The 22,011-nt window shown below is 43.8% G+C and carries 22 protein-coding genes; 10 read left to right on the top strand and 12 right to left on the bottom strand.

The genetic code is table 11. The features are described 5' to 3' along the window. The first annotated feature begins 23 nt into the window (after positions 1–23). Together alc and K5L93_RS16580 are read left to right on the top strand one after the other, a co-directional pair. Positions 24–1,031, top strand: a complete 1,008-nt coding sequence (alc, locus tag K5L93_RS16585) for an allantoicase (protein WP_220720821.1) — start codon at positions 24–26, stop codon at positions 1,029–1,031. Between the two features lie 9 nt (positions 1,032–1,040). Next, positions 1,041–1,532, top strand: a complete 492-nt coding sequence (locus K5L93_RS16580; protein WP_220720820.1) for an ureidoglycolate lyase — start codon at positions 1,041–1,043, stop codon at positions 1,530–1,532. Here the strand turns inward: K5L93_RS16580 and K5L93_RS16575 are convergent. Beyond that, positions 1,524–2,408 carry a LysR family transcriptional regulator gene (locus tag K5L93_RS16575; protein WP_220720819.1) on the bottom strand — a complete coding sequence of 295 codons (885 nt, stop codon included), beginning with the start codon at positions 2,406–2,408 and terminating at the stop codon, positions 1,524–1,526. The two genes, K5L93_RS16580 and K5L93_RS16575, sit on opposite strands and share 9 nt — an antisense overlap. A gap of 106 nt (positions 2,409–2,514) precedes the next feature. Between K5L93_RS16575 and K5L93_RS16570 the strand changes: the two genes are divergently transcribed. Next, a complete protein-coding gene (locus K5L93_RS16570) occupies positions 2,515–3,129 on the top strand; it encodes a class I SAM-dependent methyltransferase (protein ID WP_220720818.1) in 615 nt (204 codons plus the stop codon). Here K5L93_RS16570 and K5L93_RS16565 read toward each other — a convergent pair. After that, positions 3,126–3,668 (bottom strand): NUDIX hydrolase, encoded by a 543-nt coding sequence (locus tag K5L93_RS16565; RefSeq protein ID WP_220720817.1) that lies wholly within the window; start codon positions 3,666–3,668, stop codon positions 3,126–3,128. The two genes, K5L93_RS16570 and K5L93_RS16565, sit on opposite strands and share 4 nt — an antisense overlap. A 280-nt stretch (positions 3,669–3,948) precedes the next feature. Here K5L93_RS16565 and K5L93_RS16560 point away from each other — a divergent pair, with 280 nt between their 5' ends. Then, on the top strand, positions 3,949–5,190 hold the full coding sequence (locus tag K5L93_RS16560) for a nidogen-like domain-containing protein (protein ID WP_246615075.1): 1,242 nt from the start codon (positions 3,949–3,951) through the stop codon (positions 5,188–5,190). A 55-nt stretch (positions 5,191–5,245) separates the two neighbouring features. Further along, complete coding sequence (locus K5L93_RS16555) at positions 5,246–5,704, top strand: invasion associated locus B family protein (protein WP_220720816.1); 459 nt, start codon at positions 5,246–5,248, stop codon at positions 5,702–5,704. Between the two features lie 97 nt (positions 5,705–5,801). Here K5L93_RS16555 and K5L93_RS16550 read toward each other — a convergent pair whose 3' ends face one another. Together K5L93_RS16550 and K5L93_RS16545 are read right to left on the bottom strand one after the other, a co-directional pair. Further along, the gene (locus tag K5L93_RS16550) at positions 5,802–6,890 is read right to left on the bottom strand and encodes an alkene reductase (protein WP_220720815.1); all 1,089 of its coding nucleotides are present in this window, start codon (positions 6,888–6,890) and stop codon (positions 5,802–5,804) included. A 49-nt stretch (positions 6,891–6,939) separates the two neighbouring features. Beyond that, the gene (locus K5L93_RS16545; RefSeq protein WP_220720814.1) at positions 6,940–7,611 is read right to left on the bottom strand and encodes a glutathione S-transferase family protein; all 672 of its coding nucleotides are present in this window, start codon (positions 7,609–7,611) and stop codon (positions 6,940–6,942) included. A gap of 157 nt (positions 7,612–7,768) precedes the next feature. Here K5L93_RS16545 and K5L93_RS16540 point away from each other — a divergent pair, with 157 nt between their 5' ends. Continuing rightward, a complete protein-coding gene (locus K5L93_RS16540; RefSeq protein ID WP_246615074.1) occupies positions 7,769–8,137 on the top strand; it encodes a winged helix-turn-helix transcriptional regulator in 369 nt (122 codons plus the stop codon). A 1-nt stretch (position 8,138) separates the two neighbouring features. Here the strand turns inward: K5L93_RS16540 and K5L93_RS16535 are convergent, their stop codons facing one another. Then, positions 8,139–9,506: an aminotransferase-like domain-containing protein gene (locus tag K5L93_RS16535; protein ID WP_220720813.1), complete on the bottom strand. Its 1,368-nt coding sequence runs from the start codon at positions 9,504–9,506 to the stop codon at positions 8,139–8,141. 166 nt (positions 9,507–9,672) lie between these two features. On the opposite strand from K5L93_RS16535, the gene K5L93_RS16530 reads away from it, so the two are divergent. From K5L93_RS16530 to K5L93_RS16520, 3 genes are all read left to right on the top strand, one after another. After that, complete coding sequence (locus K5L93_RS16530) at positions 9,673–10,362, top strand: hypothetical protein (protein WP_220720812.1); 690 nt, start codon at positions 9,673–9,675, stop codon at positions 10,360–10,362. Positions 10,363–10,551: 189 nt separating this feature from the next. Then, positions 10,552–11,439: an NAD(P)-dependent oxidoreductase gene (locus tag K5L93_RS16525; protein ID WP_220720811.1), complete on the top strand. Its 888-nt coding sequence runs from the start codon at positions 10,552–10,554 to the stop codon at positions 11,437–11,439. Between the two features lie 388 nt (positions 11,440–11,827). Further along, the gene (locus K5L93_RS16520; RefSeq protein ID WP_220720810.1) at positions 11,828–12,205 is read left to right on the top strand and encodes a hypothetical protein; all 378 of its coding nucleotides are present in this window, start codon (positions 11,828–11,830) and stop codon (positions 12,203–12,205) included. A 78-nt stretch (positions 12,206–12,283) separates the two neighbouring features. On the opposite strand, the gene K5L93_RS16515 is transcribed toward K5L93_RS16520, so the two are convergent. The 3 genes from K5L93_RS16515 to K5L93_RS16505 form a co-directional block, all read right to left on the bottom strand. Beyond that, positions 12,284–12,946 (bottom strand): cation efflux transmembrane domain-containing protein, encoded by a 663-nt coding sequence (locus K5L93_RS16515; protein ID WP_220720809.1) that lies wholly within the window; start codon positions 12,944–12,946, stop codon positions 12,284–12,286. A gap of 149 nt (positions 12,947–13,095) precedes the next feature. Next, positions 13,096–13,314, bottom strand: a complete 219-nt coding sequence (locus K5L93_RS16510; RefSeq protein WP_220720808.1) for a DUF6500 family protein — start codon at positions 13,312–13,314, stop codon at positions 13,096–13,098. Between the two features lie 8 nt (positions 13,315–13,322). Further along, positions 13,323–14,198, bottom strand: coding sequence for a WYL domain-containing protein (locus K5L93_RS16505; protein WP_220720807.1), 876 nt, complete (start codon positions 14,196–14,198; stop codon positions 13,323–13,325). Positions 14,199–14,592: 394 nt separating this feature from the next. Here K5L93_RS16505 and K5L93_RS16500 point away from each other — a divergent pair, with 394 nt between their 5' ends. Then, positions 14,593–15,972, top strand: a complete 1,380-nt coding sequence (locus tag K5L93_RS16500) for a glycosyl hydrolase family 8 (protein WP_220720806.1) — start codon at positions 14,593–14,595, stop codon at positions 15,970–15,972. A gap of 34 nt (positions 15,973–16,006) precedes the next feature. Here K5L93_RS16500 and K5L93_RS16495 read toward each other — a convergent pair whose 3' ends face one another. From K5L93_RS16495 to K5L93_RS16480, 4 genes are all read right to left on the bottom strand, one after another. Beyond that, positions 16,007–17,017 (bottom strand): MBL fold metallo-hydrolase, encoded by a 1,011-nt coding sequence (locus K5L93_RS16495; RefSeq protein ID WP_220720805.1) that lies wholly within the window; start codon positions 17,015–17,017, stop codon positions 16,007–16,009. Positions 17,018–17,053: 36 nt separating this feature from the next. After that, positions 17,054–17,887 carry a BUD32 family EKC/KEOPS complex subunit gene (locus tag K5L93_RS16490; RefSeq protein ID WP_220720804.1) on the bottom strand — a complete coding sequence of 278 codons (834 nt, stop codon included), beginning with the start codon at positions 17,885–17,887 and terminating at the stop codon, positions 17,054–17,056. Next, entirely contained in the window at positions 17,884–18,345 is a 462-nt protein-coding gene (locus K5L93_RS16485) for a hypothetical protein (protein WP_220720803.1), read from the bottom strand. The genes K5L93_RS16490 and K5L93_RS16485 overlap by 4 nt, the downstream gene beginning before the upstream one ends. A gap of 303 nt (positions 18,346–18,648) precedes the next feature. After that, the gene (locus tag K5L93_RS16480) at positions 18,649–21,828 is read right to left on the bottom strand and encodes a diguanylate cyclase (RefSeq protein ID WP_220720802.1); all 3,180 of its coding nucleotides are present in this window, start codon (positions 21,826–21,828) and stop codon (positions 18,649–18,651) included. Positions 21,829–22,011 lie beyond the last annotated feature (183 nt).

Genomic DNA, 22,011 nt, shown 5'->3' with positions numbered 1-22,011 from the left:
TCTCAACAAATTTAAGGATAACTATGAGCCAAGCCATAACTGCCCCAGCTGCCACCGATGCGCCAGCCTTTAGCCAACAGTGTGTAAACTTAGCCGACAACCGTTTAGGCAGCCAAATCATCGCAGTGAGTGACGATTTTTTTGCCAAAGCCGAGCGCATGCTCAACCACTTGCCGGCGCTGTTTTACCCAGACAAATATGATGATAACGGCAAATGGATGGACGGATGGGAAAGCCGCCGCCGTCGTGATGCAGGCCACGACTGGTGCATCGTAAAACTAGGGGTTGCAGGCAAGGTTAAAGGACTACAACTAGATACTAGCTTTTTTACCGGTAATTTTGCCCCAGCGGCCAGTGTTGAAGCCTGCTACTGCGAGCAAGATACACCACCAAGTGATACCCAATGGCACAGTATTCTCTCTGCCAGTGCTTTAAGTGCCGATAACCACCACTTTTTTGCAGTAGACACTGAGCAGCCGATTAGTCATCTAAAAATTAATATTTTCCCCGATGGTGGCATTGCCCGTTTACGGGTATTTGGCCACCCCATCCCACAACACTCAAGTGAGCAAAGCATTGATCTAGTTGCCCTTAAAAATGGCGGCAGAGTCATTGGATACAATGATGCGCATTACGGTACGCCCAGCAATCTACTTGCGCCAGGCAAAGGCGTTAACATGGGCGATGGTTGGGAAACCCGTCGCCGCCGAGAGCCGGGTAACGATTGGTGCATTATTGCTTTAGGCCAAGCTGGCGAGGTTGATAAAATTGAAGTGGCCACCACTCACTTTAAAGGTAACTTCCCCGACAAACTGTCGATACAAGCCGCCAATATTCAAGATCCTAACGATTTAAGCTTGATCAGCCAGAGTATGTTTTGGCAGGAGTTATTGCCCGCTAAGTCACTTAGCGCCGACAATGACCATCACTTTAACGAGCTAAACTCGCTTGGCACCATCACTCATATTCGAGTGAATATTTACCCCGATGGCGGCATCAGTCGCCTGCGCTTATGGGGTAAATCAGCTTAAGGAATGGCAATGAAAAAACTCAGCTTACAGCCGCTTACTCAAGCGGCCTTTGCGCCCTTTGGTGATGTGGTGGCCTGCGACCGAGTCTCGCCTTTTGCAATCAATGGTGGAACCACCAGTCGCTTCCACGACTTGGCAGAATTACAAGCCAGTGGCAGCCAAGCCAAGCTGATTGTCTCGATATTTCGCGGTCAAGCCTTTCAGCTGCCACTAGCCATAGATATGCTGGAACACCATCCCTATGGCAGCCAGCTATTTATGCCCTTGTCCCAACGCCCCTACGTGGTAGTGGTGGCAAAACCTGGTGAGCTAGATGAAGATAGCATTTGCGCTTTTTGGGCACAGCCTGACCAAGGCGTTAACTATCACAGCGGGGTATGGCATCACCCTTTGATTAGCTTGCAGCAAACTAGCGACTTTTTGGTGATTGACCGAAGCGGCGAAGAAGCCAATTGTGTAGAACAGCAACTAAGTGAAAGTATAGAATTACAGCTAGCTTAGTTGCTCGGCCAAAAAGTCATACACCATACGCAGTCGTCGGCTGGTATTTAGCTCTCGATGAACCACCAGCCAAGATTGTGTAGCGATTGCAGCTAGAGAAGGAAAGGCGCGCTCCACCAAGGGCTCGCTGTCGCCTACTTGCTCTAACATAAAGCCAATACCAACGCCCTGTTTCACCAGCTCCCACTGGACTAAATGGTTGCTAACTACCGCCGGAAAGTTACTTTGCTTAAGTGAGAAACCAAGCTTAGCCAGCTCATTAATCAACTCATCGTTTTTATCGAAAGCGAGAAACTTTGCATCAGCCAAACTTTGAATAGTGCGAGGCTGTGGCCACTTTGCTAAGTAGCTTTTAGCCGCATATAAATGCACATCAATATCTGCAACACGGCGAGCGATTAACTCCAATTCGGTAGGTTGATATGCCCGAATGGCAATATCTGCTTCTCGGCGTAATAGGTCGCTAGAATCATTGCTGGCAATAATCTCTACTCGCACACCTGGGGCATGTAACCGTAGTTTCTCAACAATACTCGGCAGAACAAAAGCTGCCACGGCCTCCGAAGCTGAAATGCATACATCACCTTCAATGGCTTCTGCCCTACCTGAAGCAGATAAAGACAAATTATTCGCCGCTTGGCCCATGGCTTGAACATGTGCCAATAACTCTACACCACTGGTGGTGAGGCTTAGCCTGCCCCCCACTCGCTCGAACAAGGAAACCCCTAGCTCTTGCTCTAAGGCCGCCACTTGGCGACTTAAAGTAGGCTGAGTCATCGCTAATGCGCGTGCAGCAGCGGATAAAGAGCCTTCTTCAGCGGTGACCAAAAAAGCCCGAGCCCTATTCCAATCAAAATTTATAGAACGCCTATCCATACAAATACGTATACCTAAGATGCATTATTGATTATTGCTACCTGTTTTAAGCATGATTACTATTCACTCAATCAGCGCTAAACGCAACTCATTAGGGAAAATGTTGATGGATACTCGCAATAAGTTTTGGGACAAACATGCTAGCTCTTACGCTAAGCGCACTATTTCAGATATTCCCAGCTATGAGAAAAAACTGGCACTTAGCCGCGAGTACTTTTCTAAAGATGCTACGGCCATTGAAGTGGGCTGTGGTACCGGCTCAACCGCATTACTACATGCCCCTTATCTAAAGCATATTCTCGCCACCGATATCTCAGCCGCAATGTTAGATATTGCAGAGCGAAAACGCCAAGAACAGCAAATAGACAATCTAAGCTTTCAGCAAGCAACAGTCGAAGAATTAGTGGTAGATGAGCCAGTAGACATCGTCTTTGCACTTAACCTGATTCACCTATTGGAAGACAAAGAAACCGCTATAGCGACCATAAAAAGTTGGCTAAAACCAGGTGGGGTGCTAATTAGTAGCACTCCTTGTTTGGGCGACAGAATGAAATTTTTTAAGCTAATTGGCCCAATTGGTAAAGCACTAGGCCTGATGCCTTTAGTAAGAGTGTTTACCGAGCAAGAACTGCTGAATAGCTTTCAACAGCAAGGCTTTAGCATCGACACCAAGTGGCGACCAGAGAAAGCTCTATCAGTGTTTTTGGTGGCGCGCACTTAAACCGCCTGCTTAAGTGGCGAGTTGATCAAACATTCCGCCACCACTTTTTGCAGTAAAAAGGTCTCGCGCTCAACCGACATACCCGCTTTAGGATTACTGGCGATAGTCTCTAGGTTATGGGCGATGGAGCTATGAATGTTCAACCAGACGGGCTTCATTCCATTGTTGATTTCGTAGTCTTCTAAGGCATTTTCTGCAAGTTCATCATCAATTTTGCACAAGTAGCAATAGGACAGCATATGCATGTAATCAGCATCATCTTTATACCAGGGGCGATATTCTTCATAGCAGCCAAAGGCCTGAATATCGCGTATATTCTGAGCACCAGTTTCTTCACTCAGCTCCCGCTTTAAGCCTTCAATCAGATTTTCGCCTTGGTCAACACCGCCGCCAGGCAAGGTGTAATCGTTATAACGCTCGGTATACATTAACAAAATATCTTCCCCCTTTAGCACAATTGCTCTTGCAGCAACTCGCTCTAAAACCTTGCCATCAAGGGAACTGAGATCAGGGTGAACAGTAGACTTTAATAAACGCATAGCACCAAACGGTAGAAAATTGGCTGGCGAATTTAGCAACAAAGCAGGTTACAAGCAACTGATACCTTACCTAGGGTTTATAAAGCGTTATGTTTATAAACTTTTATGTCGATAAATTTTACAACTGCTACTCTAGAGGTCCAAACAATCGAGCATAAGCTTATGAATTATAAAGACTAGTTAAGACAGGCTCGATTTTTGCTATCAATAGTTCCGAAAATATTATTATAAAACATCAGCTTAACTAAACATATTTGTAACATATTAAAGGAATATACTTGTGCAAAAGACATCTTTGGCGTTATTTACAACAGCCAGCCTATTATTAGGCTCCTTTGCTGCTCAAGCCACTATGTTAAGTGGATTTGGCGGCGATGCCGGCTACGGCGAGTTGGCGATGGGCAGAAATGATGATGGCTCTTCTAATCTGCTAGATCTACCGTTTCAAATTAACTATTTTGACAATAACTATGATAAGTTTTTCATAAACAACAACGGTAACATTACCTTTGAAAGTTCATTGTCTGGCTTTACTCCAGTTGCCTTCCCTATCGCTGAACAACCAATAATTGCGCCATTTTGGGCGGATGTTGATACTCGTTGTAATGGCTGTGGTGAAGTATACGTTGGAAGCCCTAGTGATGGGGTAGTCGCGGTTACTTGGGATAACGTTGGTTATTACAGCTCAAATGATTCTAAAACCAATAGCTTTCAAGCAGTTCTGATTGACCGTTCAGACACTGGTGCTGGCAACTTTGATGTTGAGTTTCGTTACGACCAATTGCAATGGACAACTGGCGATGCTTCAAATGGTGAGAATGGTCTAGGCGGCACTCCAGCCCAAGCGGGTTATGACGCAGGTGACGGCGAAAACTTTTTCGCTTTGCCGGGCTCATTCAGTGAGGACATTTTAGATTTAGTATCTAGCTCAAACACTGGCGAAGACGGTGTTTGGCGCTTTGCAATACGCGAAGGCGCATTACCTGGCGCTACCCCAGAGAACCCAATTATGCCAGTAGTAGTTGATGGCGGCTGGTCATTCGATTTCAATGTAAACGCTAATGAACTAGTGTTTATTGATCCAGACGTTGCTGTAGGTTACGACTACATCGTAGATCAAGGTCAAAACAGGATCCGTACGGTTACCTTACCAATTGGTTTTGATGACGACATGTTCTTTATTTGGCTTTGGAATGGTGTTGAATGGGAGCAAGTTGCTAATGTTGCAGCAGGAGCCGCCTATGATTTTGGTATTGATGGCGTTGACCGTTTCCGGGTTACTGGTATCGATATTAGTAACGAAGTAGATCCAACAGACACCGCAGCTTTTGTTACAGGCCTAACCTTTACCGAAGACGGCAATGTGACAATGCGCCAACTGCCAATTGTAGAATTTGTACCTGGGCCGGGTGCTTCAGTACCAGAGCCTAGCACTTGGTTATTGGTATTAGTCGCAGTAGTATTGTTGCTAAGCTCTCGCAAGCGCAGCAAATCTGCGCCATCAACTCTATTGCCAGCATAAGATTGATGTTCTAAACAAGGGAGCTTATGGCTCCCTTTTTTGTTATGGAAAACTGATGAAATATCTAATTTTAACTCTGTGCTCTGCTTTAATATCTTTTTCTAGCTATGCTGAAGACTTTGAAGCTTGGACAGTAAAATGCCCGGTAGGAAAGCCTTGTGTTATTACCCAAATGGTAATGAAAAAGCAAGGCGATGCTGCCGATGTCATCGCAGGCGTAAGCTATTTTGATCACAGTGAACAACCTATTCTAAAAATTAGAATTAGTGCCAAAGCAGATCCTAAAAAGGGAATTGGTTTAAAGATAGATGAACAAAAACCATTACATCTGCCTATTACCAACTGCGATAAAAAGCTGTGCGAGGTAAATGTTGTAGCGGATAAGAAACTAATAGAAGACTTACAAAGTAGCCAAATAATGTCGGTGGCTTACATTGTTAAAAGCAGCCAGCAACAAACTGCATTTCCAGTGATTCTTAATGGTTTTCAGCAAGCTTATCGCTCGATTCAATAACACAAAAAAGGCCTCGCACGCGAGGCCAAACACCACAGGGAATTGTGGACTTGCACAAACATTTCTTGCTTAAGCTTTTTCGCAAAGAAATGAAAACTTAAGAGCTTACACTCATTAGAAAGGGGTAATCGGTATAACCTTTCGCTCCACCACCATATAAAGTGTCTTGGTCCAACTCATTCAACTCTGCACCTTGTTTAAAGCGCTCGGGTAAATCAGGGTTGGCAATAAACGGAGAGCCAAACGACACGAGGTCGGCATTGTCTTCTGCAATGGCTTGTTCCGCGCTGTTCGCGCTATAACCACCATTTGCCATGTATGCGCCCGCGAAGCGGCTGCGTAACTGAGTAAAATCGAAACCCTCGCTGCTGGCTCCAGCAAAATTTTCTACTACGTGGAGATAGGCAAGCTTCATGGGGCTAAGCTGCTCAACCAAGTAATTGAACAAAGCTTGAGGATTACTATCAGACATAGAGTTAAAGGTGCCGGTTGGCGAGATCCTAATCCCTACTCTACCCGCTCCCCATACCTCGGTCACCGCTTGGGTTACTTCCAGGCTTAAGCGCGCTCGATTTTCTATTGAACCACCATAGATGTCGTCACGCTGGTTGGTACCGTCTTTGAGAAACTGATCCAGTAAATAGCCATTGGCAGCGTGAATTTCTACCCCATCAAATCCGGCCTTTTTAGCGTTAATAGCACCTTGTTTAAACTGCTCAACTATTGATGCTATTTCTTCTGTTTCAAGCGCTCGTGGCGTTTCAAAATCTAAAAATCCCTGTTCAGTAAAAGCTTGCCCTTCTGCAGCTATCGCCGACGGCGCAACCGGCAATTCACCATTTTCTTGGATAACCGAATGGGAAATACGGCCAACATGCCAAAGTTGCAGCACAATTTTTCCGCCCTTGGCGTGCACAGCATCAGTAATTGCTTTCCAACCGGCAATTTGTTGTTCACTATGAATACCCGGCGTAAAGGCATAACCCTTGGCCTGAGGTGACAATTGCGTAGCTTCGCTAATAATAAGAGCAGCACTCGCTCGCTGTGAATAGTATTCCACATTAAGCTCATGAGGGTAGTCGCCCGGTTGGGCAGAGCGAGAACGGGTAAGCGGCGCCATAACGACACGATGTTTCAGTTCTATATCGCCCAGTTTGATTGGTGTAAACAGTTGGCTTAGAGACATATCTTTATCCTTTAAGATCATTAAAAGTAATAAACAAACGTTTAGCGAGCTACTTAGTAAGCCAACTCTCGGCATTACCTAAATAGTCAGCAAACAATGAGTTAAAGTTCTCAACTACCGAGCCCGATACTTCCGGCAAGGCTAGCAAGCGTTGCCCTAGCGCCTTTAGCTTGGGAAAGTTTGCAAGTAAATCGCGCTCAAACAAGCTTTCTATCGCCGCAAAACGAGTAAACAATGGCGCTAACGCGGTGTCGATTAAGGCTAAGTCTTCGCCATTAAAAAAGCCCTTATCACTGGTTAAAGCTTCTAGACGCGATAGCTTGTCGTTTAGCCCAGCTTCTGCTTGAGCAAAGTCATCCTGATTTTTGGCTAATGAGGTTTGATACTGCGCCATTAATACTTGGCTTGAGAACTCTATCCATGCGCGATCTTTGGCTTTTTGTAGTGGATCACTTGGCATTAAAGAACCTTCGGTTATTTCATCCAAAAATTCGTTTATCACCGCAGACTCAAACAAGACATCGTCGCCGTACTTAAGCACCGGCACTTTGCCTAAAGGAGATAGTGCTAAAAACCAGTCTGGTTTGTTGGTCAAATCAATGTACTTAATCTCAAAATCGATACCTTTGTGTAATAAAGTAATCACCGAGCGTTGTACAAAGGGGCAAAGCTTAAAACTTATTAGTTCAATGGTTTGGTCCGGCTTATAAATGGCTGACATCGAGTGATTCCTTGTATAAATTAACAAATATGCGCTTGGCCAATCGATATAACTTTTGTATCCAAACGAAACATAGTATCTTTTGGTAACTATAAGAACGCTTTTAGCGAACTACAAGTACGCACTAATTAGATATTTAGTTTCCTCGAGGTGCCTAATGTTGGATTCAGCGGCTTCTAGCCGAGAAAAAAATTGTGAAGTTTCTTTGACAGAGCAAAAGCATGAATGCCCTGTTTCGACCGCCATTGAAGTAATTGGTGGTAAATGGAAGGTGATTATCTTGTATCAACTACGTGGTAAAACGCTACGTTTTGGTGAACTAAAACGAGAGATCCCAAAAATCACTCAAAAAACCTTAACCCAACAACTGCGTGATTTAGAAAAAGATAAGCTGATAGAACGCAAAGTATTTGCCGAAGTGCCACCAAGGGTTGAGTACACCCCAACCGCTTTAGCCGAGCAGTTAAATCCGGCCTTAGATTTGCTTTGTGACTGGGGAAAAGCCTATCAAAAGGCCCACGAGTAGCTTAAATTCGCCGTAGCAAAACATCACGAATTAAACCCAGCGCATATTTTAGATCGGATAGACTTTGCGTGGCCATGAGGCTAATGCGCACTGCCGGTCGCTGTTCTCCTTCAACACTAAAATGTTGCTCACCGCTCAGATGAATATGATGGCTGAGCATCACCTCTACAAAGGCTTGGCTTGTCCAGCCATGTGGCAAATATAGCCACAGATGGTAGGCGCTATGCTCAGCCTGATACTGATTAACAAACTCTAGTTCGCTGAGTATATTTTTTGCCAAATTCTGTCGCGCCAAGGCTTGACGCTTCTGCCATTGGGTTATTTTGGCTACAGCTCCATTGCTAATTAACTGACAAGCTAGCTGCATAAGTAAGGGCGAAGGCAACCAAACCGTTGTTCTCACCAAATTTATATAATCGTCACGACTACTTTTAGGTACCACCAACAGCCCTAACCGCAAACTCGGCGATACACACTTAGACAAACTCGTTAGATAGATGCTTTGCTGCGGGGAAAAATGATAAAAGGGTTTGATCTCTTCTGCAGCCAAAAAGCCATAAATATCATCATCTATCACTTGAATAGCGCAACGTTTAACCACCTTAGCCAGTTGCTCACGCCGCTGATTCGGCATTACCGTTCCGGTTGGGTTTTGACACGAAGCCACCAGCATTAACGCCCGTATAGTTTGTTGCTTATGCTGCCGCTCTAAAGAATTCGGCAGTAAACCCTGTTCATCAAGCGCCACTGGCACAGGTATTCTGCCAGTTTGGCGAAGCACCGAGAGGATCCCTGGGTAACACAAACTTTCTACTGCAACCCTATCCCCTACTTGAGTGCATGCCAATACCGCTACCAATAAAGCATGCTGCGCACCATGGCAGGCAATTACTTGGCTCTGTTCACAGTCAATGCCTTGAGCTTGCAGCCATTGATGCAGAATCGCCAACTGCTCTGGGTTACCTGCATCCGCTTCATAGTCGCAATAGGCACTTAAGTCGGCAATGGCAAGCGCGCTTAACTGAGCACTTAAAGGCTTAAGTAAGGGGCCATTTAACGGTGTAACCAAGGAAAGGTTGAACTCATTTTGAGTACGCCCTTTAATGCCAGCGCTAAGATTTACGTTAAAAGAAACGAAAGTACCTTTGCCAACCCCAGAGCTTAGCAGCGCTTTGCTTTCTAATTCTTGGTAAGCCTGTCGCACCGTTACCGCACTGCTGCCAATTTCACTGGCGAGAGTTCGATGTGATGGCAGCTTATCTTGATAGGTTAGCTGCCCCTTCAAGATGGCATTCTCGATGCATCGAGCAATTTCAAGATATAGAGGTCGAGATTTTGGGTTAAAACCTAGCAGTAATGTGTCTAGCAACTCTACGCTCTCTCACTTGTTTACATTTAACAGAATATAGCTATCTGCATGATATTTATAGAATAAGCACTTTTCAAAAAATTCGACCTTAAAGCAGCACTATTTATTGTCACTGAGCAGACTATAAGTAACTACAATTAGCTCTATTACCTCAAAAGGAGGCTCTATGTGCAAAGAAAAGATCCAGCTAGAGTTTCTTACAGACTATTTGCTGCAAGCCCGTGTTGACATTGTGAGTGACAAACTTGCGCTCACTCGCATCACTTATATTAAGGTTGCACTTTTTGGTTTACTGCTTACCCAGGTATCAAAGCCAGCAGGAATGTTTGCGATCATTTTCCTGCCTTTTGCTTTATACATTGTCGATAGCATTCACTTAAGCAAACTAAGACAAATATTTGTACGCTGGCAATACATAGTTGAACAGCTGATTCCCCAAATAAGTAAATTACAGACAACTCTAAAATTAGACTCAGACTTAGTTTACTTAGAGCAGGAGATTGTAGCCAAGCAATCGAGTTACTTTATAAACGAAGCCTTTCAAAGAACCCTGTTCCAAGTTCCAGCTCTGTTTAACTCTCTAATCTTTTTGCTAGCGTTTTGCCATCAAACTTTAGAAATGCCAGCGCCTAAAGCATACGAGATCGCCTATTGGTGGTGTTTTCTAGTATTGCTCTTTGCAGGTATGTTCTTTTTGCACAAGCGTTTTACTGGCAAAGATACCTGTATTTATCGATGGCGCTGGATAGTTCTAGGCAGTGGCTTAACGTTAGTATTTTTATCCTGGGACTCAATGATCACCAATAACAATCTATTGCTTGAACTTAGTAAACACCTATTGAAGTTCAGCGCTTAATGGCAATAGCTAAACAATTTACAGTCTCTGGCGTTTAAACAAACAGATTGAACTAGCAAAACAAGTCAATTATTGAGTAATGGTTAAATATACGCTCAAATAATTGCCAATGAACTAGTTCAATGCAACTATCGTTAATAAATCAGCACAGGTTGCTGCACTTAGTTTGACTTGTTAAGGACAACCGTTATGACATCACCTTCAATTACCGTTGCGTTTATAGGCTTAGGAACAATGGGCTTTCCGATGGCTGGTCACTTAAGCCAGCAAGGCTACCAAGTGGTGGTTTATAACCGCACCGATGCCACCGCTAAAAAGTGGCTAGCTAAGTACCAAGGAAAACAAGCATTTACTCCGGCAGAAGCCGCTAGCCAAGCAGATGTTATTTTAAGTTGTGTAGGCAACGATCAAGATCTGCAGCAGGTTTATCTTGGTGAACAAGGCATTATTGGCGCTGCAAAACCAGGCAGCATTTTAGTTGACCATACCACTGCCTCGGCAGAAATTGCCAGTGAGCTAGATAGCGCAGCCAAAGCCCATCAACTTGAATTTCTTGATGCACCGGTATCTGGTGGTGAGGCCGGCGCCGTAAACGGCTGCCTAACAGTAATGGTAGGCGGAGAGCAATCTACCTTAAGCAAAGTAGCAGCTGTTTTTGATTGCTATGCCAAAGCCGTTAACTTAATAGGGCCGGTAGGCTATGGTCAGCGCTGCAAAATGGTTAATCAACTTTGTATCACTGGAATCTTACAAGGTTTATCCGAGGCCTTAAAACTAGCAGAAGCCACTAAGCTAGATATAAACAAAGTGGTAGAAGTACTACAGCATGGCGCAGCGGGAAGCTGGCAACTAAGCAATCGAGCTAGCAGCATGACCGCCAATGAGTTTGACTTTGGCTTTGCCATTGATTGGATGAGAAAAGACTTAGCAATATGTTTTGATGAAGCCGACAAACTGGGCGTTGCCTTACCATTAGCCAAACAAGTTGATAATGAATATGCCAAGTTACAACAACGTGGCTATTCTCGCGCCGATACTTCGGTACTGATCAAACAGTTCGACGATGAGCAGCGCTAGTTGCCCCTTCGCTGCTTATCATTAAGCAGCAAACTGCAGACAAAAAAAACCTAAGGCCAGTGGCCTTAGGTGGGAGTCACGCGAGAACGTGAATACTTAAAAATAATAGAAGTTCAAATGAAACGAAAAAAGCGCAGCGGCTCAATCATAACGACAACTTTTTCGCTAGCACCGTTTAATATTAACCCATCTCAGGCAAAGCAAGCTCAATTGGTAAAACGTGACTGTAAGCTTTGATGTACAGTGATTTATGCTAGTACAAAAATAGCTAGAGTCTCAGCTTTAGCTTGCGCCAATGCAGCAGCTAGACTAAGCTCGCGCTCAAACAGCTTGGCACAAAAATATTGCCTAGCTGAATCCAATGACTATTTTCCACTAGGTACTTAAAATGACTGTTATCTCTGTTCCTGATTTAGCCAAGCCACAAGTTAAAAGCCACCATAAAGCCCGCCACCTAAAAAAGATGGCGATTGGACCTTTCGCACAAACCTGTGCCGAAATCCGTTTTGTAGCAGACATTGAAAAATTTGATGACGTAGATGCTGAGCTAGCCAATACCCAACAGCAGCAAGGCTGGGAGCTGTTTATCGCCTACTTTAACGAACAGTACCATGTAGCCATTAACTTCTTCACCGAACAGGCAGAGTTAGATGCGGTGATTGAGCTGGCCAATGCCGCCATTGTTAAAGTACTGGGTGAGGTTGAGTTGCAAGTTCTTGCCGGTGACGCAAACTACGGCGATTGGGATAGCTGCTACAGCAACTAAGCCAAACAAAAAAGGCGTAAGTTATTACTTCACGCCTTTTTGCTCTCGTTTTACCAAGTATTAACAGCTCGCTTCCGACTAATAACTAAATTCAAGCTTTCTAATACTGTTTAGCTGATTTAACGCGCGTAAGGTCATTTTAAGCGGAACCCAAACGAAATAAGCTGAGGCAATAATCACCATTGTCGGATCGGCGTAAACAGCAAATGCAGCATAGGCGCTCTTGCTTAATAGCATAGCCACCACAAAACCGAGCAGCACCGCCCCACTTATCACACTGTCCATTAACCATTGTTTCGCTTCTGCATCCAGTAGCAAAGACTGTTTACTGGCTTTTGTTAGTATCAGGTAAGTCGCAACACAACCAACAACATTAAGCAGCCCAAACAGCAAAGCTAAACCAGTGTCCACATCGCGGCCTCCATTTACTATAGCCAAAACCGCAGATCCAAATGAAAACAAACACATAGCACTAATAGCTAAACCTTTGAAGGCGACTACCGCGGGCTCTATCATTAATGCTTTATTGGGCTGCTCTTCAAATACAGGGTGTTTTCTAAGCGCTAGGGAGCCCAGCGAAACCAGCGTTAAGGCTAGACTCACTAATGAATAGGCGCCATCAAATACAATCACCAAAGAACCGGCCCACAAACCAAAGCTGATTCCGAGTAAAGCAAACAAAAAGGAGGAAAAACTAGAAAAACTTAACAGCGTTTTTTCTGTTACAGTGGAGCAAAACATTTAACTACTTGAGATACCTTTTGGCACCACAACCTTCTATAAAATAATAAAAGTTCGCTATTGTAGTGGTTAAATAATCCACATTCAAGCCGAAGTCTCCGCTGCAAAATCAGCAGTAGAGACCCGAAACACCAGCCTACAAGTGAGCCTTAATTCTCAGACTCAACTAATGCTTTAATTTTATGCGCTTTTTCGAAATGATCGAGCTGATGAGTTTCAATCCACCACTTGGCAGCTTCCATTAGTAGCTCGGGATTATCATTTTTATTGGCAAAAAACGCATAGAAAGACAAACCTACATTACTGCCCTTAGCGTCAATTTTACTTTGGCAAACCTCAATAACATGGCTGCGTAAGCTTGCTCTCATCGTTCTTGTTAATCCTCTGACTGCCAACCTGGCGCAATGCTTAAGCCAGCTACATTTGCCAATACCTTGCTGTCTTTTAAGGCTAATTGATATTCACCACCACTCAAACTGTGCTGTTTTGAACAATCAACATTCCATTGGCGTAACAAATACCCCGCCAGCGCGGCGCGTACTTCAAGTTTAAGCGCCCCTTCATGCATCGCATAATCAAGTTCAATAGCCTGTGGGTACTGCAAACTTGGATGAGCCACCAGCTCCAACTCCACAATGTGATTCCACTGTTTGTCATAATCACGCGCTTCTAGCGTAGCAATTGACTGATCGAGTACTTCGAGTTGGGTAAAGCGAGTACATACAAAATCTCTAAAGCTCCCACTTACTCTGTCAAAAGCTCTAACATGCCAACGGTGACCATTGTTCACTAAACTGTGAGGCACTATTTCTCGGCTGCTTTCGCCAGAGGATATAGACAAGTAGCTGCATTTTAGCGGCACGCGGTGATGAATAGCGCGCATAATCGAGGCAATATAATCGGCCTTTGGGTGCACCAACCTCACCGCATCAAAGCATGTATCGCTGGGCTCTAGAGGAAACGACAAGCCATCACCAAAGCCATGAGACAGCCCCGTTAAAATCGCTTCGGGATTATGAGAAAACAAAGGGGAGAACTTATCTCTGCGTAAATACCTGCGCGCCTTATGGTCTAAAAAAGCATTATTAGGTGCAAGTTGCTTATAGCTGGCTAAATCACGAGTCGCAGCTGCAAGGCCGGTTTTAAATCGACTAATTAAGTCGGCACGACTCACTTCGCCAAAGTACTCTAAGCTAAAATCAATAAAAGCTAGTCGGCTTCTTTGTCCATGGTTCAGTTCGTTCAAATCCATTTTCACTTCGCTCTGTTCATCTTGAAAAACAAATACTAACAAGCAGTTCAGGTATAGGCAATCATTATGATTAGGTATAAAGATGGCTGTGATATAAACCGATTTTTAAGTAAAAAATCCCTTATAAGACGAAGCGAACAATTATTTTTTTTCACAAGCTAAGTAGCTATTTTTTAGCAAATAGCTTCCAGCCTCTCAAAAGCAGCAAACGCCATGAAATAAATCAATCCTTTTTTATCAACAACTTAACAAATTACTATCAACCAATGTCACACATCTAGATCACATTCACTAAGACCAAAGCGCATCCTGAACACTTTTTGATCAGCACAAAATATAAACTATGACGGTTAGCGCTAACAAAAATAATAATGATCAATTGTAAGGATGAACAATGACAGTTTTTTCAACTACCCGCCCTCTGCTCAGCTGTGCATTAATCAGTTCGGCATTAATGTTAAGTTGCGCCAGTTTTTCGGCCAGTGCGGCATTAACTAAACAGAATTTAGCGAACTCTGGATATTGGGGCGGTATTTTGCTCCCCAACAACACAGCCATTAACGCATCAGAGCTAAACACCATATATAACCGCTTTGTAAATAACTACATCGTTGATGCCGGTACCAATATGGCGCGTGTAAAGTGGGGTTCGGGCGGAGCACTACGCGATGGTAGCGGCAATGTAAGTAAAGATGCCTACGCAACGGCCTCTGAAGGAATGGGTTACGGTATGCTAGTTACCGCCTACGGTGATGACAAAACTCGTTTCGACAAACTGTTCCGATTTTATCGAAAAGCCTTGGATGATAACAATGCTGATTTAATGCCTTGGTTAGTTTGGAGCAATGCCTCTCCAGTAACCAACCAAATTTGTTATGGCATTGTTGGTCAAAACCAAACCTGTTTTGGTGCGGGTGGCGGTGGCCCAGCCACTGATGGTGATATTGATATCGCCATGGCACTGTTTGTTGCCGCAGATAAATGGGACAACCCAGATATTGATTATCGCGCAGAGGCGATTCACATAGTTAATGAGCTGCACGATAACTGGTTACATTGGTGCGCCGATGACGGCGGCACGTGGGTGGTAAAACCTTATCAAAAATCTAATTTCGACCCGTGTAAAGATGAAATCGATGCTTCTTATTCTATACCCGCATTTTTCCGCTACTTTGCTGAAGTGGCTTCAGTAGACAGCTCGGTAAAAAATGCCAATGACCGCTGGAATTCGGCCGCGCGTGATCTTTACAGCAAATTACTCGACAAACAAAAAGCTGGCCCAAATGGGGATAAAACCTTTGTTCCCGATTGGATGAAGTTAGATGGAAGCGCGGTAACTGGCAGAAGTACTAACTATGGCTCAGATGCCTCACGCATTCCTTGGCGAGTAACCATGGACTATGCCTGGTATGGAACCAGTGAGTCGCAAAACTGGACTCGTCGTTTAATCAACGACTTGGTAAACAACTCCAATAATGGCGGCATTGCCGATATTAACGCAGATATTTCCCAAGCGACTGGTAACTCGGCTGGTTATAATGGCCGTTCCTTCTCTGGTGGTTTCGCGGTGGCGGCAATGCTCTATAACTGGTATCCAGATAATGCTAACAATTACACCGAGCATTGGGTTGATGAAACCTTAAATGGCAGCCTGCCTTGGAACATTGGGGCTAACGGTTATGAAAATGCCAATAACGATTACTACGGGATGGCACTTTCGGCTCTATACGCGCTAACTCTAACCGGAAACACCTATAAACCAGCGCTAAATTAGGCTTAAATACTAGGGTTAGTTTAGCGGTATAACCCTAGTCCAATAACAAGGTCTCACCCATTTTCATGGTAATAAACGGTGCCGATGTGGCTTGTTTGGCGGTTAAATCTTCTAACAACTCGGCAGGCTCCATAACCGGCTCCGCTGTAAGCGGATAAGTTCCCCAGTGCATGCCAATCGACAGTTTAGCTTTTACATCTTGGTGAACTTTAATCGCCTCAGGCACGTTAACGTGTTGATCTTTCATGAAGCCACGTGGTGAGTAAGCTCCAATAGGAATAAAGGCCAAATCGATTTCTTCCGCTCGTTCACCTATTTCTTTGAAGTCATAGGGGTTATAACCCGTATCTCCTGCAAACCAATAACGCTTATCTCTAAACTCAATCAACCAACTCGCCCAGTGGCTTTTATTGCGATCAAACAAGCCACGTGCCGACCAATGTTGGCTAGGCGTAGCAGTGATTAAGGCCTCGCCCTTTTGCTGCGAGCCCCACCACGGCAATTCGGTAATATTGCTTGGTTTAATATCCATTTTTTCAAACCAAATACCTAAGCCTTCGGGCACAAAATAATGGGTAGAATTACCAAAGTGCTTAATGGCTTTTTTATCCAAATGATCGTAGTGATTATGAGAAATCACTACAAAATCCACGCTAGGTAGGTCTTCTGGTTTAAAGGTAAGTGGCACTAAACGTTTTGGCCCGGCAAAGCTCACAGGCGATACTCGTTCACTAAAAACCGGATCGGTAAGAAAGGTTAACTCTGGCAGTTGCACTAAGAAACTAGAATGACCTAACCAAGTCACCTTTATACCTGAGTGCCCATCTTTAAGTAGCGCTAGATCAACGTCTTGGCGTGGTACGCGGTAAGCTTCGGCCGCTTGATCAGACCAACTAGTATCACCAAAATAACGAACATAGAAGAACTTAAAGGGGTTTTTCGCAATTGGTTCAAGATGGTTATTTTGGTACTCTTTATCCGACGAACTACAGGCAATCACTAAGCCAATTGCTGACAAAACTAATAACTTTACGAATAACTTCACACTTTAGATCCCTTCAAGGAAAGTTAGATACTCATTTTATTGATGATGTTGCTTTGTATGCTGGTCTTCTTTATCGGTAAATACAGGCCGATCCGCCTTTTGTGAGCCATCCAAATTTTCTTTAGAGGCTATCTCTTCAAGCTTTAGCGCTTGCTCTATAACTCTTGCTGTGAGGATTATTTGCTTAGACAAGCTATTGTTTTTAAAGCGCAAAATAAGCCTTGGCAACCAATGTAAATAGCGATACCAACCTAGTAATTTTTCCCAGTATTGGCAGTCTTGGCTGTGAGCTTGGGCAATCCAGTACCTAACTAGTTGAACTCGAGTCTGCTGGCTGACTGCCCGTAAGCAATATGAGTCAACCAATAATAAAGTTGCGTCGCGACTTTTCAGGGTTTGAGACTGAGTGTGTCGTGCCTCCTCTAAATCAATATAAGTTAATTTTCCTTCTTCGTTGACCAATATATCGCGCATGGCGGGGCGACCATGGATCACATCAGCTTGATGAAACTGTCCAAGTAAGTCAAAAGCTTGCGTAAGTAGCGCCTTATTTGGAAAGGGCTGAGGTCTAGTTAACTGCTGCCCTGCAGCCTTAGTAATAAAGTAATCATTGGTCGCTTCAACCAGTTGCGGAACCGGCAAGCCTAGATCGGAGAATTCACGCAAATGTTGCAGCTCTAAATCAAACCGCTGTTGTGGTGGCATCGCTGAACGAATTTCAAGGAAACTTAATGCCTTAAAGTGCTTGGCTAACCAAAATAAACTACTACGCAACAGATTGCGTTTGTCTTCACCTTGGCGTTTAACCCAGCAAGCGGTGCCATCTACAGTAGTAGGAAAAACGAATTTTTTTACCTCGCTATGCTTCATGATAGAACATCCATGGTGGGGCCTTCTAACTGCTTAAAATGTATTATGCCTGTGCTCTGTTGCCGATATAAAACCAAAATAGCCACTGTATAACAGTTAACAAGGCCCTTGATACATAAAGTGCCTAGACACCACCTTAGAGCAGATCTAATTACTGAATCAACTTTAGAACCCAAATGAGAAGAGGCATATTGATGGGTAGACAAACGAGCCGCTTTCCATGACGCCACTGTGCTTGCAGGGAGATCAATAAGTGTTATTTGTTTGAAAGCTTTAGTTGCAATTAAAAGGATGCTTTTGCAGGCAGGTTGGAGCTTAGTAGCAAATAAATAGCGTTCGTGCCAGGCTGTATAAAACATACGGTGAGTACGATAACAGGAATTTGCCTGAATAGTTGAGCTTGCAAATTCCTTATCTTTAGGATTAAGCCGACCTAGGCTGGCGTAATCTGCTTCCATTACTTGTTATCCATTGATCTTCGATTGAGGACTTAGATGTGAAGTACCTGAACAACGCAACGGGATATTTGACACTACTTTAAAGCTTATGCAAATTGAGCTTGAAGGACACTTCAATAAATCATCAGCATAATAGAATAATTATTCTGGGTAGTAAATAGCCCTAAATATTACTCTATCAATACCATTGAGAAGCCAGCACGAGAACATAATGCCTTGCCAGTTAAGTTAAGCACTAATACAGTTAAGACAATAAAAAAGTGTTGCTACCACATATCAACGCTTTTTCGTCTCATTCCTTTTCTAGTCCAGCTCAAACTCTTTACTTAAACTCATTACACTCACCCGACCTTTACCTTCTGCCTTCGCGCGATATAAAGCTCGGTCGGCTTGTTTTAATAGCCAATCTTCATTTAAATCACTGTGTTCTACCCCACCGCAATCGGTAATACCAATTGAGCAACTAAGGTCGGGTAAACTATCCACTAAATCAGGTTTTTCAGCCCAATCGCGTAACTGGTCTTTGAAGTAGTTTTTCTTGTGTAAATTAGCTAATAAGCGCTCAGCAGTAAGTTTGGCTTGATCGTGCTTAGCGCTAGGGAACACCACCACAAATTCATCTCCCCCCCATCGAGCAACTATGTCGCCAGCGCGCATGGTATCTACCAATAAATCTGAAAATGCGCTTAACACTTTGTCACCAACATCATGACCTAATAAGTCGTTTACAATTTTAAAATTATCTAAATCGATGTATGCCAAAGAACAATGATAAGTGTCGGCTTGCTGCTCAAACATCACCAGTTCTTGTTCTAATCGGGCTAATAAGGCTTGCCGGTTTAACAGCCCGGTGAGCGAGTCGGTAGTTGACATTTTAAGAAGATTTTCGCGATGCTTTAACTGCTGTAGTTGGCTACCTAACTGGCGACTAATTAGATTGAGCGTATCTTGGTCTTGACGGTCAAAATAACGATTGCTGTTAAAATTACATAACGTTAAGGCGCCGTATAAATGCTCATCTACAAATATTGGCAAACAAGCAACCGAGTTATACGTAGCACGTTTACCGTCTTCGCCCTTTGAACTAAAGCTATTGTTAATCCAAGTGCTGTGATTATCTTTAACATGCGCTAAGTATTGCTCTACTTGCTCTCTACTTAGTAACTTCCCTACATGTGCCCATTCATCCCAACCTTCACTAGCGAGATGGTGTACCATTCCCACTTGCACCGTGAAGTTACCACACACCAATTTAAGACTTTCTACCGCTAAATCAACAGTACTCTCAAAGCGTTCAGGCAATGATTGCATACGACTAATTAATTGCATTTCTCGCAAGCGCTGTTGCACTTGGCGCAGCTGCGTATCTTGCTTAGCATTGCGTACTAAGTCATCTAGATTCAAATGAATCGGTGCCAGCGGGTATTTATCAATGTCTTTAGCGTAAAACTCTTCGCGTTTATCAATTATTTTTTTTATACCATTAAAGATCTCGGTGAAGCGCGGTAGAAGAAGCACTTCACACATGGCTAAGCTATTGCCTAACAAATTATCACAAGCTTGCCATTTACCCCGGCGGCTATACACCTCTAATAGCTCGGTGCTGCATTGCGGCAACAAACGGCTATCCATGTCGACCACTTCGCCGAGTAAAGCAGGCGCTTCTTCAAATATTTTCTCAGCACTGGTCAAGCGACCGTCTGCAACTTCTAACGCACCTTGTAGCAAGGCTTTTAAAAATGCACCGGTACCTGAGGGCTTAAAAGGTAGCCCTTGCATACGTTCTAAACACTGCTGAGCACGAGCTCGCTCTCCTAGCTTAGAATGACAAAAACCTTTTAGGCTAAATACGTCATAAAGATTTCTAAATGGAAAATGGGTCATTTGTCTAATTCGACAAATTCTCACCAGCTGCTCTAACACATCACAAGCTTGTTGGTAATCTCGGGTACAAAAATATAACCAAGCAAAGTTATATAAGGTCACAACCAGTTCAGAGTAATCGCCGGTATGGCGAGCGATATCATAAGCGGCTAAATACTGTTGTTGAGCTTCTGTATAATTTTCTAGCAGAGTATTGAAGTAACCAGTGCCGTTATACATGCGTACTCGTTCGCTACCTTCACCAAGCTCTTCACGAATTCGCGAACTGATGGCAAAACACCTGAAGGTTGCATGGTAGCGGCTGATATAAGAGTAAATAATACCCTTACTATGATAGCTGGCAGCGATACCTTGTCGGTGGCCGATTCTGCGCGCTAGCTTTACTGCTTTTTGGGTAAAATCTAATGCAATACTTGAATCTAGATCTTCGTAAAAACGTAAATAGGTGTAGTAGTTGCGTAAAGCATAAAGACGCGAGCAATCCATGTTGTATTGCTGTAGTTCTCTGTCTAGATGCACAAACGCATCCAGCTTAAGAGGGGTAGAAGACTTATCATGCGCATAAAAATTAACAAACAGTGACTGTGCTACCAAATGCCCATTAGTCGCCTGATTAGCTTGCTCTAATGCCGCTTCTGAGCATTGCATTGCCTCTTCAAAGCTCTGCTGCTGCACTAAGATAACGCTGAGCAGATTTAACAAGCGAACCTTATCATAAGTATTATTTAGCGACTCTTGGAAAACTTGTAATAGCTCTAACTCAGTCACCGCGGCGTTTAACTCTCCTTGATAAAGTAAAGCCTCTGCCAGTGATAACTGCAGCCTTACTTTTAAACTGCTTTCCAAGTCGCTGGACTCTAACATTAAGCGTGCGGCCACTTCAGCCTCTGGCCATGCCATGAATGCAATGTTTTCAGCCACTAAAGACTCAGCACTTTTTACGCAGTCTCGATAGTGCCAATGAACTTTAAGAGGAGATTGACTAGCAGGCACTTTATGCAACAAGGTGCTATCGTCCAACCAATCTAAAAAACCTTCCCAAGCTTCATCATCTTGGCGATTCGCTAAGGCATATTGGGTATCAACAGAGATAAGCACTAATACCGGTACACCAAGTTGGCTAGAGACTAAAGCTTGTAGCATTTTAATCGCTGAAGCTGAAGCAAAGTGCCAACCACTTACCACCACAATAGCGGGTTCAACAAATAACTTAGCCACTAAAGCAATAATCGCTTTTTCAATAGACTGTTGCTCAAAGTACAGATCATCAACCAGCACCAACTCACTGCGCTCATAACGCTCGCCCTTCAGCATTGCGCATAAACTCTGTTGAAGTGGAACAAAGTCAGTCACACTGGCCGCCAGCTCTTCCGCGCTTAACTTGGATTGTTCAAAACGACGAATAAGCAAAGAGAATAACGAGCTATACGGAGAATAAGCACTCAAATTATTAAGGCTTATCATATATAAGGGAATACCTTGCTGTTCTGCGAAATCAGAGGTACAACGGGCTAAATCGTCGGGATCCGAGCTCTGGAAGAAGCTAAAGCTAGTTGCTCCCCCTAACGCGCGCTGCCAATCAATTGACAAGCGCTTCACAAAACTGTCCATTTCGGGCATGGTTGAAATCGCCCTCCTAGGCTAAATTTACCGCCGACATACTAAATTATTTACCTTACTATCGATGCCGATAAGGTCACATAAAATGGCCGAAAAATCTTTGATAAACAGGGATTAGGCAAAAATTGATAGGTTGGTCAATATTCTTATACTATAAATAGA

Origin of the sequence: Agarivorans litoreus (genome assembly GCF_019649015.1) — a bacterium.
GTDB classification, from domain to species: Bacteria; Pseudomonadota; Gammaproteobacteria; order Enterobacterales; family Celerinatantimonadaceae; genus Agarivorans; species Agarivorans litoreus.
The sequence above is the reverse complement of the archived record's forward strand: the minus strand, read 5'-3'. Positions and strand labels throughout refer to the sequence as shown.